11 protein-coding genes are annotated in these 13,235 nt (G+C 34.9%); all 11 read left to right on the forward strand.

The window, feature by feature from the left end; all coding sequences use genetic code 11:
- Nucleotides 1–93 precede the first annotated feature (93 nt).
- Nucleotides 94–1,230 (forward strand): N-acetyl-alpha-D-glucosaminyl L-malate synthase BshA, encoded by a 1,137-nt coding sequence (bshA, locus tag ACOQFO_RS14500; RefSeq protein ID WP_421690375.1) that lies wholly within the window; start codon nt 94–96, stop codon nt 1,228–1,230.
- Nucleotides 1,227–2,417, forward strand: a complete 1,191-nt coding sequence (locus ACOQFO_RS14505) for a CCA tRNA nucleotidyltransferase (RefSeq protein ID WP_421690376.1) — start codon at nt 1,227–1,229, stop codon at nt 2,415–2,417. The genes bshA and ACOQFO_RS14505 overlap by 4 nt, the downstream gene beginning before the upstream one ends.
- Entirely contained in the window at nt 2,395–3,387 is a 993-nt protein-coding gene (locus ACOQFO_RS14510) for a biotin--[acetyl-CoA-carboxylase] ligase (protein WP_421690377.1), read from the forward strand. Before ACOQFO_RS14505 ends, ACOQFO_RS14510 begins: the two co-directional genes overlap by 23 nt.
- 337 nt (nt 3,388–3,724) lie before the next feature.
- The gene (gene panB / locus ACOQFO_RS14515) at nt 3,725–4,561 is read left to right on the forward strand and encodes a 3-methyl-2-oxobutanoate hydroxymethyltransferase (RefSeq protein ID WP_421690378.1); all 837 of its coding nucleotides are present in this window, start codon (nt 3,725–3,727) and stop codon (nt 4,559–4,561) included.
- Nucleotides 4,561–5,409: a pantoate--beta-alanine ligase gene (panC, locus tag ACOQFO_RS14520; RefSeq protein WP_421690379.1), complete on the forward strand. Its 849-nt coding sequence runs from the start codon at nt 4,561–4,563 to the stop codon at nt 5,407–5,409. The genes panB and panC overlap by 1 nt, the downstream gene beginning before the upstream one ends.
- Before the next feature lie 6 nt (nt 5,410–5,415).
- Nucleotides 5,416–5,799, forward strand: a complete 384-nt coding sequence (panD, locus tag ACOQFO_RS14525) for an aspartate 1-decarboxylase (RefSeq protein WP_421690380.1) — start codon at nt 5,416–5,418, stop codon at nt 5,797–5,799.
- Nucleotides 5,800–6,516: 717 nt separating this feature from the next.
- Nucleotides 6,517–9,300: an ATP-dependent DNA helicase DinG gene (dinG, locus tag ACOQFO_RS14530; protein ID WP_421690381.1), complete on the forward strand. Its 2,784-nt coding sequence runs from the start codon at nt 6,517–6,519 to the stop codon at nt 9,298–9,300.
- 52 nt (nt 9,301–9,352) lie between these two features.
- Nucleotides 9,353–9,835, forward strand: a complete 483-nt coding sequence (locus ACOQFO_RS14535; protein WP_421690444.1) for a DUF5590 domain-containing protein — start codon at nt 9,353–9,355, stop codon at nt 9,833–9,835.
- Between the two features lie 17 nt (nt 9,836–9,852).
- Nucleotides 9,853–11,046, forward strand: coding sequence for a pyridoxal phosphate-dependent aminotransferase (locus ACOQFO_RS14540; RefSeq protein ID WP_421690382.1), 1,194 nt, complete (start codon nt 9,853–9,855; stop codon nt 11,044–11,046).
- Between the two features lie 45 nt (nt 11,047–11,091).
- Complete coding sequence (asnS, locus tag ACOQFO_RS14545) at nt 11,092–12,387, forward strand: asparagine--tRNA ligase (protein ID WP_421690383.1); 1,296 nt, start codon at nt 11,092–11,094, stop codon at nt 12,385–12,387.
- A 128-nt stretch (nt 12,388–12,515) separates the two neighbouring features.
- A complete protein-coding gene (locus tag ACOQFO_RS14550; protein WP_421690384.1) occupies nt 12,516–13,232 on the forward strand; it encodes a DnaD domain protein in 717 nt (238 codons plus the stop codon).
- The last annotated feature ends 3 nt before the right edge of the window (nt 13,233–13,235 follow it).

The following is a 13,235-nucleotide window of genomic DNA, read 5'->3' on the forward strand; positions in this document are numbered from 1 at the left end:
ATTACTTTATTCATTTAATTGTAAGAGTTACAACATGTTATGAAAGTAACTCCGAAATAATTAAATAAAAAGTTAGAGAGGATGAATCGTCGGATGAGAAAGTTGAAAATTGGTATTACATGTTATCCAACTGTTGGTGGGTCAGGAGTAATTGCGACAGAACTAGGGAAGTTACTCGCAGAAAGAGGACATGAAATCCATTTTATAACATCGAGTGTGCCATTTCGTCTAAAGAAAATATATCCGAACGTATTTTTCCATGGAGTAGAAGTCAATAACTACTCTGTTTTTCAATATCCACCTTACGATATTGCATTAGCAAGTAAGATGGCTGATGTTATTAAGGAAGAGAAATTAGATGTCTTACATGTTCACTATGCAATACCACATGCAATTTGTGCTGTCCTTGCAAGAGAAATGTCAGGAGAGAATTTTGGGATTGTAACAACTTTACACGGTACGGATATAACAGTTCTTGGTCAGGATTCTACAATGGCACAAGCAATCAAATATGCCATTGAAAAATCTGACATCGTAACAGCTGTTTCTAATTCTTTGAAAGAACAAACTTATGAGTTAATTCAACCTGCGAAAGAAATTGAAACAATTTATAATTTCGTTGATGAGTCTGTATTTCGTCCAATTGACGTAGGTAACTTAAAAGAACAGTTTGGAATTCGTCACAATGAACGTGTACTGATTCATGCTTCCAACTTCCGAAAAATAAAAAATTTACCGGATATTGTGAATACATTTATTAAAGTACGAGATCAAATTCCAGCTAAATTACTTCTTGTTGGTGATGGTCCAGAAAAACATCGAGTGATGGATTTAGTAAAGGAATGTCCTTATAAAAAAGATATTTTATTTTTAGGTAAACAAGAAAACGTAGAACAATTATTTGCAATTAGTGATTTAATGCTATTGCTTTCAGAAAAGGAATCATTTGGATTAGTATTACTTGAAGCTATGGCATGTGGAGTACCTGGAATCGGCACTGCAACGGGTGGAATTCCAGAAGTAATTGAGCATGGTGTGAATGGCTATTTAGTACAATTAGGTGATACAACTACCGCAGCTGAATATGCGATTGATTTATTAACAAACGATGATAAGTTAATTGAATTTAGGGAGGCAGCTATAAGTGCTTCAAGTGGAAAATTTAATTCAAAATTAATTATTGACCAATATGAGCAGTTATATGAACGTTTGGCGGTACTAAGAGTATGAACATAAGACTATCCAAAGACTGGGAAGCAGCAGTTCGGGTAATTGAAAAAATTGAAAAAGCTGGTTATGAAGCAGTAATAGTTGGTGGTGCGGTAAGGGACTACCTTTTAGATAAAGAAGTGAATGATGTCGATGTAGCAACTAGTGCTATGCCGGATGAAATAAAAAAAATATTCAATTCTACTGTTGATATAGGGATTGCCCATGGGACTGTTCTTGTATTAGATGAAGGTCAGCCAATTGAGGTAACAACCTATCGAACTGAAGGAATTTATATTGATTTCCGCCGACCTGAACAAGTTACATTCGTTAAAAATTTAGAAAAAGATTTAGAACGACGTGATTTTACCATTAATGCAATGGCTATGACGAAGTCTGGAGAACTGATTGATTTGTATGGTGGACAACAAGACATCCAAAATGGTCTCATCCGATCTGTTGGTGATCCAAACACAAGATTCAGAGAAGATGCCCTTCGCATGTTAAGAGCCATACGTTTTAGCGCTCAATTAGGTTTTTCTATTGAAAATAAAACACTTAAAGCAATCCAACAAGATAGCGACCTTATTGAATTTATTGCGAAAGAAAGAATTCATATGGAGTTATCTAAAATGTGGGTATCGCGTAAAGTATACGACGGAATCAATGCACTTATTGAAAGTCATCTGGCAAAGTATCTAGTTGGTGATTTTGAAAAGCACTTAGAGGAATGGCGATATTTTAATACAACAAGTTCCGAAGTTGGTTGGGCATATTTATGTTTATTGAATCGAAATCAATTAAGTGACATCATTCATTTTTACAAACTATCAAATAAAGAAAAGAATTTTATTAGAAATGTTTTAAATGCATACCAAGCTCTTTTAAATCGCTGGGACGAACTTGATTATTTCCAATATGATTTATTTACTTTGGAAGCGGCTTATGATTTTGCAATTTGGCAAAATGTAAAAGTTCCATTCAAAAAAGAACATATTGCTATGGTTAAATCAAATTTACCGATTCAATCAATGAACCAGTTGGCGATTAATGGGAATCATTTAATGGAATGGACTACTAAAAAAAGAGGTCCATGGATTAAAGTCGCGCTTGATGCTGCTTTGTTAGCTGTTCTAAAAAGTCATATTAAAAACGATGAAGAACATTTGAAGGAATGGTTTTTACATGAATTTAACGACGAAGGATGAAATATTAAGTCGTTTCCTGAATGCAAATAATGAACCAATTTCAGGTCAGCAATTAGCGGATGAATTTGGCATTTCTCGGACGGCAATATGGAAGCATTTACAAACCTTACAAGATGAAGGATATACTTTTGAAACTATTAAGAAAAAAGGATATCTTCTAACAACAACACCAGACCGAGTAGATCCAGCTAGAATTACTTCTTATCTGGAAACTGCTCGGTTGGGTCATACAATTCGTTATTTTGAAGAAATTACATCCACCCAAACGTTTGCTCATGAGTTAGTAAGAAACGGTGCTATAGATGGAACAGTAGTTGTAGCAGAGAGTCAATCTGCTGGTAAAGGGAGAATGGCCAGACCATGGGAGTCGACAAAAGGTAAGGGCATTTGGATGACTATTATTATTCGTCCAAATGTCTTACCACATCAAGCCCCTCAATTTACCTTAATAGCAGCTGTTGCAGTTGTGAATGCAATAAAATCATTACATAAATCAATCAATCCAGAAATTAAATGGCCAAATGATATATTAATAGATGGCAAAAAATGTACAGGGATTTTGACTGAAATGATTGCAGAAATGGATGGGGTTCAAGCCTTACTCATTGGAATTGGTATTAATGTAAACCAACAAAAAGAAGATTTTCCAGAAGAACTACAAAATATTGCAACTTCTTTATCTATTGAAGCGAATGAAAAATTAAACCGTGCAAAACTAATTGCTACTACTTTAAAATACTTAGAAAAGTATATTGATCTTTATTTACAAGTCGGTTTTGAACCGATTAAAACACTTTGGGAAGAGTTTTCTGGAACAATTGGCAAAAGAATAAAAGCTACAACACTTCGTGAAGTTGTAGAGGGTATGGCAATTGGCATTACCTCTGATGGCGTATTAGAAGTTAAAGTCGATGATGGTGAAATAAAACGCATTTATTCTGCGGATATTGAGATTGAAAAGCCTATATAATTAAAATTTTTACAATTCTAGTGATGTTTTTTTAGAATGATATTGTACTGTACGTTTTCTACCAAAACTGTTATAGTAGGCATGTGGACAGTATCAAATTGAACTGTACCTAATGTTTTTTACTACTATTAAAAAAAATCTGCCTTGATCTTATTAGACAGGGACGGAAGAAAACGAAGCGTTCAATTTTCATTTTAAAAAACAACGCTACCCTTCTGTCCATTTTTAGACAGAAGGGTTTTTTATTTGTGGATAAAAATTTGCTCTTGATATCCAAAAAACATGAAGCGGTGTTTTTTAGTTTAGTTTTCTTCTTACATGAAGAGGAGGAACAAGAATGAAAAAAACAAGTGACTTTTTGAAAATGAAACAAAATGGTGAAAAGATTGTCATGATTACAGCCTACGATTATCCGGGAGCAAAGTTTTCTGAAGAAGCTGCTGTTGATATGATTTTAGTAGGTGATTCTTTAGGAATGGTTGTCCTAGGATATGATTCGACAGTTCCTGTGACAGTCGAAGATATGATCCATCATGCAAAAGCGGTTCGAAGAGGTGCAAAGGATACTTTTGTCGTTGTTGATATGCCTTTTGGCTCTTATCATGGTGATCCAAATGACGCGTTAAAAATTGCAGTGCGTATGATTCAAGAAACTGGTGCAGATGCATTAAAAGTAGAAGGTGCCGGAGAAGTACTTGAAGTCATTAAAAAATTGACGAACGCAGGAATTCCTGTCGTATCACATTTAGGTTTAACACCACAGTCAGTTGGTGTACTTGGTGGGTATAAAGTTCAAGGTAGAACAGCCCAACAAGCAGTAAAGTTAATCGAAGAGTCAAAGCAATGTGAGGAAGCAGGGGCTTGTGCAATCGTTTTAGAATGTATCCCACATCAGTTAACAGAGGTAGTTTCAAAAGAGTTAGTCATTCCTACGATTGGTATTGGCGCTGGTCCAGAAGCGGATGGTCAGGTGCTTGTCTATCACGATTTATTGAGAATTGGAAGTCATCACATTCCAAAATTTGCGGAGAGCTTTGCATTTGTTGGTGAAGAAACTTCACGTGGTGTAAGTGCATATGCAGCAGCAGTGCGGAATGGATCTTTTCCAACACTTGCTCATAGTTTCACGATGAAAGAAGAGCAGCTAACTCAAATCTATGGGGGCACAAAATAATGAAAGTCGTTAAAACCATTGTAGAATTAAAAGAACAAGTAAAAAGAGCAAAATCTGAAGGTAAATCCATAGGTCTTGTACCAACTATGGGATACCTCCATGAAGGTCATTTAACATTAGCAGATACAGCAAGACAAGATAACGATCTTGTGATCATGAGTATTTTTGTTAATCCAACACAATTTGGACCGAATGAGGATTTTGAATCTTATCCAAGGGATTTAGAACGTGATTGTAAATTAGCAGAAACTGTAGGAGTAGATATTATTTTCGCTCCATCTGTTGAGGAAATGTACCCAACAGATGGCGGAATTTATATTCGTGCCGGTAGACAAGCGGAAATATTATGTGGAGCTTCTAGACCTGGTCATTTTGATGGTGTACTTCAAGTGGTCGCAAAATTATTCCATTTAAGCGAACCGAATCGAGCGTATTTTGGTCAAAAGGATGCACAACAAGTAGCCATCATACAAACAATGGTTAGAGATTACAATTTCCCACTGGAAATTCGTACGGTACCTATTGTTCGAGAGGTAGATGGACTGGCGAAATCTTCAAGAAATGTCTATCTGACAGAACAAGAAAGAAAAGAAGCACCTGCCATTTTCGAATCACTACAAATTGCAAAAGAAGAATACTTAGCAAGTCGAAAAGTAGAAAAAGCTAAGGAATTAGCTAAAAAACATATTGAAGATAAAACGACAGGTAAAATAGATTACTTTGAGTTTTTATCTTACCCAGACTTAAAACCAATAACAAACGAAACAAGAGACTTTTTACTAGCTACTGCTGTGTATATAGGAAAAACTAGATTAATAGACAATATAATTTTTCACACAAAGGGGTAAAACAACATGTTTAGAATGATGATGAACAGCAAGATCCATCGTGCAACTGTAACTCAAGCAGATTTAAATTATGTTGGTTCAATTACAATTGATCAAGATATTTTGGATGCAGTTGGTATGTTACCAAATGAAAAAGTTCATGTAGTAAATAATAATAACGGGGCTCGTTTCGAAACTTATATTATTGCAGGAGAAAGAGGAAGTGGCGTCATCTGTGTAAATGGAGCTGCTGCTCGCCTAGTACAAAAAGGGGATATTGTCATTATTATTTCCTACGTTTATGTTGATCATAAAGAAGCAGCAGATCATAAGCCAACTGTAGCCATAATGGGTGAAAACAATACAATTAAAGAAATGATTAGTTATGAACCTGAGGCAACAGTACTATAATAAAGGGAGAACAGAAAAGCAACGGATTTAACTAAAATCATTTTCCCACACCAAACAAAAAGTGAACAAATTGGTGATGCAGCAAAAGCTGTTTACTGGAGGGCAATTAATACTTGATGAATATAATCTAAACATTCCTTTTTCCGATACTATTTTCGAAAAATATTATCTTGAAATGATTGTGAAATTCAGTTATAATAAACTTTAGGTGCCAAACCTAGTAAAGTATATACTTTACAACAACCAAATTCGCTAACGACTCGGATTGTCGGAATTTGGTTGCACAGCAGGGATGATGAGCCCCTGCTTTTTTTATGTCTATTTTTAGGGTTGGTTTGAAAGATTTCTTTCAGGACAACCCTTTTTATTTGTTTTAAAACACCTCGATGAAATTTCCTTAAACTTCACAATAAGGTATAATGCCTAACGAATAATAGGTACAACATGACCAATCCGCATTATATATGATAAAATCCCATTATATTAAATCAGGCATTACATATATACGTACATTCTTCGGATGTTTGTACATCCCATAAACAGAATTTTCACTATGACTCGTCTCGGTGTAATCGTCCGTAAAACTTTCGCAATAGTCAATATAGATAAATGAAAGTTAATACAAGTAAACACGGCGAGTTGATCAACTAATAAGAGGGTTATGTGGATATCCCCTCTTTAGAAGTTTCACTATATGCGAATGAGAGTTGAAGTAAGATGGAAAGTCAAAAATATGCAATTGTTGATATAGAAACAACAGGCCATTCACCTGCTAATGGTGATCGGATGATCCAAATCGCAATTGTTATTATGAATGATTGGACTGTTGAAAAGACTTTTACAACCTTCATTCATCCCGGAAAACCTATTCCAATTTATATACAAGACTTAACGAATATAACAGATGAAGATGTTCAAGAGGCACTGCCTTTCGAAGCACATGCTCATACAATTTATGAATTAATGCAAGATGCAATTTTTGTAGCACATAATGCAGATTTTGATTTATCTTTTTTACAGTCTGAATTTGAACGTGCGGGGTTACCAAAATGGAGAGGGAAAAAAATAGATACAGTTGAATTAGCAAAAATTGTATTTCCCACTTCACTAGGATATAAACTTGGTGACTTAGCGATGGATTTAAATATTCCTTTACAACACGCTCATAGGGCAGACGATGATGCTTATGCTTGCGCTCTTGTGTTAAAAAAGTGCTGGGAAGAACTATTAGCACTTCCACAACAAACATTAGAGCAACTACACAAACATTCGTTTCGACTAAAATCGAATTTATCTCACCTGTTTTTCGATGCATTACAGGTTAAAAGAAGTTCTAGTGAAGAGTCTAATAATATCGTTTACTTTAAAGACTTAGCTTTAAAGAAATATGAAAAGGCATCTCTGAAAATTGCAAATGATAAGTTACATTACCCAATCGCTAATGGGGAAAAAGCTTCCTTACTAAAAAAAGCATTTTCTCAATTTGAAGAAAGACAGAAACAATTTGAGATGATGGATTTAATTTGGGAAAAATTAAATAATCATAATGAAGTGGTCATCGAAGCTTCAACCGGAATTGGAAAAACATTAGGCTATTTATTGCCTTCGATTATTTATGCCAAACAGACAGGACGTAAAGTTTGTATAAGTACCTATACATCTCATTTACTAGAACAGCTTTTATCTAACGAAATTCCTAAAATGGAGAAAATAATTGGTGAAAGTATCAATGCTGTACTTCTTAAAGGAATGCATCATTACATTGATCTAGAACGTTTTTCCCAAATAATAAGAATGAAAAACATTTCTTATGATGAAACATTAACAATGCTTCAGGTTCTTATTTGGCTAACTAAAACTGAAACTGGTGATTTAGAGGAGCTGAATGTATCGGGGGGAGGAGCTTTATTTTTAGATAAACTCCGAAAAAGTCCAGATTCTACAACAAAAGAAAATCACTCCATCGATTATTATCAACGTGCACTTGAAGTGAGTGAAAGTGCTGATTTAATAGTGACGAATCACGCAATGTTAATCGCGGATTTGAATCGTAAAGTGCCAATCTTTCAAAATATAGGCGGTTATATTATCGATGAAGCACATCAATTTGTTCAGGCAGCGGAGATTCGAGATGAAAGTATATTAACCTATGCAAATTGGAAATATGTATTTGGTCAAATTGGTCTTTCATCAGATGGTCAACTATTTTCTTCTATCAGAAGTTATGCAATAAAAACTAAGATGGTTCCATTACAATTAATAAATGATTTAGAAAAAGTATTTGAGCAACTTATTGAACTGTTTGATCGATCGATGAACAATATTGCACATCATATGAAAATGCAAACTATAAAGAACAAATTTGATACAAAACGAGTCGCTTTTTTAAACGAATTGTTTCAAGATCAAGATGAAGCAATTCATCAATTGCCAGTGAAGATTCAGCAATGGATCGATTTAGCTCAAAATGTCGGTTTCAAGATTGAAAGTGATGTGCAACAATTATCACTTGAACACGTTTCAATTTTAGAACAATGGAAGTATTGGATACGTGAATTTAAGATTAAGGCAAATGAATGGGACGAAATATTCCTTAATCCAAATCCTCACTTTACAACTTGGGTAGAAATGGACCAGCGAAATATTCCAGGAAGTATTCGTATTTATAAAAAACCAATTGATGTAAAAGACACTGTAAATCAACTATTTAATGAAGTTCGTAAAAACAATTCTATTGTATGGACTTCTGGTACTATGACTGTACCAAATAAGCAAAGATATATAGCTGAGCAACTAGGTATTCGTAAAGAGACTCCTGTACATTTATTTTTTGCGGACAAAGAGTACTATAGAGGTGCTAAGGCTTATATCGTTTCAGATATGCCTGATATTCAGGGAGTTTCACAACATGATTACGTGGAATCTGTTGCGCTAGCTGTTACAAGAACAGTTCGTGCAACTGATGGACGTTGTTTTGTACTATTTACATCTCAAGAAATGCTAAAGAAAACAGTTGAACTGATTCAAGAAAGTGAACTACTACAAGACTATATGTTATTCGCCCAAGGGGTTACTCCTGGTAGTCGAATGAGATTATTAAAATCTTTTCAAAAATTTAATCATTCCGTATTGTTTGGAACGAATAGTTTTTGGGAAGGGGTAGATGTACCAGGTGATAGTCTATCTGCTGTTATTATCGTACGTCTTCCATTTACCGCACCAGAGGAACCAACATTTAAAGCGAAATCGATTGCATTACAACAACAAGGAAAAAATGCTTTTACCGAGTTATCTTTACCGGATGCAATCATACGTTTTAAGCAAGGATTTGGTAGATTAATACGTACATCATCGGACAAAGGTGCATTTATCATTTTAGATCGACGTATTGAGACAAAATCATACGGAAAAGAATTTATTCAAGCATTACCGCCAATATCTATTGAAAAACTCCCACTACAAGATATGGTTTTAGAGCTTGAACACTGGTATAATAGTTAAGATGAGGAAAGAAAGCAGGTTGACATATATGGACAAAAGAAAAAAAGATCAAATAAAGAATTGGGTAGTGTTTATTATCCTCTTTATTTTATCTGTGTCACTTGTCATTTCAATTCTAGTACTTTCGAATGCCATGGCTCCCATCAAGGATATCGAACAAAAAGCCGAGGAATTAGCGATTTCGTCCAATTCCCTTTCTACCGTTACAGATTCTTATATTTATAACGGGAATAAGCCGTATGTTACTGTTTTCGGGGAAGACGAAGAGGGTAATGAAAAAGCAGTATTTGTTCCAATCAGTTTAGAAGAAAAATCGATTCAGGAAGTATATTTGCAAGACGGTATATCTAAGGAAGAAGCTTTATCGGTTATTAATCAAGAAGAAGATGTAAAGAAAATCTTGCATACAAAATTAGGCTATGAAGAAGCAGGGGTTGTATGGGAAATTACCTATACAAACGAAGCTGAAAAGTTAAATTATGTCTATATTTTGTTTGAAAATGGCCAGTGGTGGAAACGAATTTTGAACTTATAGAGGAGTAGATTTACTTTATGAAAGAGTTACTTGCAAACCGTGTTAAATCATTAACACCATCTTCAACTCTTGCAATTACTGCAAAAGCAAATGAATTAAAAGCACAAGGGATTAATGTCATCGGTCTTGGTGCAGGAGAACCTGATTTTAATACACCACAAAATATCCTTGATGCAGCAGTAGATTCAATGAATAAAGGACTTACAAAATATACACCTTCTGGTGGTCTACCTGCATTAAAAGATGCTATTATTGACAAGTTAAAACGTGATAATAACCTTAACTATAACCGGAATGAAATAATTGTAGGAATTGGTGCAAAACATATTCTTTACACATTATTCCAAGTTATTTTAAATGAAGGCGATGAAGTAATTATTCCAATTCCATATTGGGTGTCTTATCCAGAGCAAGTTAAGTTAGCTGGTGGGGTTCCAGTATATGTTGAAAGTACTTCTGAACAAAATTATAAAATTACTGCTGAACAATTACGTCAGGCAATCACTGAAAAAACAAGAGCAGTTATTATTAACTCACCAAGTAATCCATCTGGTATGGTTTACTCAAAAGAAGAACTTGCAGAATTAGCTGCAGTTGCTGTTGAACATGATATTTTAATCGTTTCAGATGAAATTTATGAAAAACTTCTTTACAACGGGTTAACACATTACTCTATTGCGGAACTTTCAGATGAGTTAAAGGCGCGTACAATTGTAGTCAATGGTGTTGCAAAATCTCACTCTATGACAGGTTGGCGAATTGGATATGCAGCAGGTGATGCAACAATTATTAATTCAATGACTGACCTTGCTTCACATTCTACTTCGAACCCGACTACTACTTCTCAATATGCTACAATTGAAGCATATAATGGTCCACAAGATTCAGTAGAAGAAATGAGAAAGGCATTTGAATCACGTTTAGAAATCATTTACCCTAAACTAAGTGAAATTCCTGGATTCAAAGTTATTAAACCACAAGGGGCATTTTATTTATTACCTGACGTGAGTGAAGCAGCTGAAAAAACGGGTTACTCATCTGTAGATGAATTTGCAACTGCGTTATTAACTGAAGCAAACGTTGCAGTTATTCCAGGATCAGGGTTTGGTGTTCCAAATACAATCCGTTTAAGCTATGCAACATCATTAGAGTTATTAGAAGAAGCGGTTAAACGCATTGACAATTTCGTAAAATCTAAATGGCAACAATAATGACCAACTAATCATTATTAATATTTCATATTTTTTGGAGGCACTATGAAAAAAATTACAATTTCTGAAATGCCAAATCATATTGGTGAAACAGTAAAACTAGGAGCTTGGCTAGCAAATAAACGTTCAAGTGGTAAGATTGCTTTCTTACAACTACGTGACGGTTCAGGATTCGTCCAAGGTGTCCTTGTAAAAGAGGAAGTTGGAGAAGAATTATTTACAACTGCTAAAGGCTTAACACAAGAATCCTCTATGTATGTAACAGGTGTAGTTAAGGAAGATTCTCGTTCAAGTTTTGGTTGTGAATTAGCAATCACTGGAATTGAAGTTATTCATATTGCTCAAGATTACCCAATTACACCGAAAGAACACGGTGTTGAGTTCTTAATGGACAACCGTCATCTTTGGTTACGTTCTAGAAAACAACACGCTATTATGAAAATTCGTAATGAAGTAATTCGTGCAACATTCGAATTCTTTAATAATAACGGTTTTGTTAAGATTGACCCACCTATTTTAACTGGGTCATCTCCAGAAGGTACATCAGAGTTATTCCATACAAAATATTTTGATGAAGACGCGTATCTTTCTCAATCAGGTCAGCTATATCTAGAAGCTGCTGCAATGGCGTTAGGTAAAGTATTTTCATTCGGACCAACATTCCGAGCTGAAAAATCGAAAACTCGTCGTCACTTAATTGAATTCTGGATGATGGAACCTGAAATGGCTTTTGTTGAGCATGAAGAAAGCCTAGAAGTTCAAGAACAATACGTTTCTTACATCGTTCAATCTGTATTGAAAAATTGCAAAATCGAACTAGAAAGACTGGGAAGAGATACTTCAAAACTAGAAAATATCAAAGCACCATTCCCACGTATTACGTATGATGATGCAATTAAATTCTTACATGAAAAAGGCTTTACTGATATTGAGTGGGGTGATGACTTCGGAGCACCACATGAGACTGCAATTGCGGAAAGCTATGATAAACCAGTATTTATCATCCACTATCCAGTTGGTATTAAACCGTTCTATATGCAACCACATCCAGAACGCGATGATGTTGTATTATGCGCGGATTTAATCGCTCCAGAAGGATATGGAGAAATCATTGGTGGATCTGAACGTATTTATGACCATGAGCTATTAAAACAACGTATTGCTGAACACAATTTAGATGAAAAAGCATACTCATGGTATTTAGATCTTACAAAACATGGAGCTGTTCCACACTCAGGATTCGGTCTTGGTTTAGAAAGAACAGTCGCTTGGATTAGTGGTGTAGAACACGTTCGTGAATGTATTCCATTCCCACGTTTACTAAACCGACTTTACCCATAATAATAAAATAATCTATCAAATAAAGCGTCCGTTAATAGCGGACGTTTTTATTAGCAACAGCTAATAATATACTAACAACTCGTGCTCTAGTTGCATTGTGTTTTCTAACAGGAAGGAGAGAAATCATTGTGCATGAAAAAAATCATAGACTTCGTTTATGGACGGGACAAGAAACAGTATTAATTCCACAGTTTTTCTTTAAGCATTATAAGGAATTAAAAATCACGGATGATGAAGCAATAATTCTCCTGCATTTAATTGCTTTTCATGCAGAAAATAATGACTTTCCAACACCAAACGATCTAGAACAACGATTGCATAAAACAAATAATGAAATCGCTATTCAATTACAGAGATTACTACAAAAAGGCTTCCTTGAAATTACACAAGGTGTAGATGGAAGTGGTAAACTCTTTGAGAAGTATTCTGTCTATCCTCTATGGGAAAGAATTCTAGATTTATTAGAGTCCAATGAAAGATCGAATGAAAAAGTCGCGAAAAAAAATGAAGAAGGCAAATTGTTTACTTTATTTGAACAGGAGTTTGGCAGGCTTCTCTCACCTATGGAGATCGAAACAATCTCAATGTGGCTTGATGTAGACCGCCATACACCTGAACTAATTAAAGCAGCCTTGAAAGAAGCGGTGCTTGCTGGAAAAGTAAGTTTGAGATATATTGACCGTATATTATTTGAATGGAAAAAGAAGAATATTACTTCACTCAAACAAGTAGAGCAACATACACAACAATTCCATTCCAAAACGACAATAGCAACTACAAAAACAAATCAAGAACAACCAGCTCCAAAAGTTCCTTTTTATAACTGGTTAGATGAAAGAGAATAGGGG

Source organism: Ureibacillus sp. MALMAid1270 (assembly GCF_049202975.1).
Lineage (GTDB): Bacteria > Bacillota > Bacilli > Bacillales_A > Planococcaceae > Ureibacillus.

Coding starts and splice junctions, on each gene's coding strand:
- bshA (WP_421690375.1), top strand. CDS start 94: ATGAGAAAGTTGAAAATTGGTATTACATGTTATCCAACTGTTGGTGGG.
- ACOQFO_RS14505 (WP_421690376.1), top strand. CDS start 1,227: ATGAACATAAGACTATCCAAAGACTGGGAAGCAGCAGTTCGGGTAATT.
- ACOQFO_RS14510 (WP_421690377.1), top strand. CDS start 2,395: ATGAATTTAACGACGAAGGATGAAATATTAAGTCGTTTCCTGAATGCA.
- panB (WP_421690378.1), top strand. CDS start 3,725: ATGAAAAAAACAAGTGACTTTTTGAAAATGAAACAAAATGGTGAAAAG.
- panC (WP_421690379.1), top strand. CDS start 4,561: ATGAAAGTCGTTAAAACCATTGTAGAATTAAAAGAACAAGTAAAAAGA.
- panD (WP_421690380.1), top strand. CDS start 5,416: ATGTTTAGAATGATGATGAACAGCAAGATCCATCGTGCAACTGTAACT.
- dinG (WP_421690381.1), top strand. CDS start 6,517: ATGGAAAGTCAAAAATATGCAATTGTTGATATAGAAACAACAGGCCAT.
- ACOQFO_RS14540 (WP_421690382.1), top strand. CDS start 9,853: ATGAAAGAGTTACTTGCAAACCGTGTTAAATCATTAACACCATCTTCA.
- asnS (WP_421690383.1), top strand. CDS start 11,092: ATGAAAAAAATTACAATTTCTGAAATGCCAAATCATATTGGTGAAACA.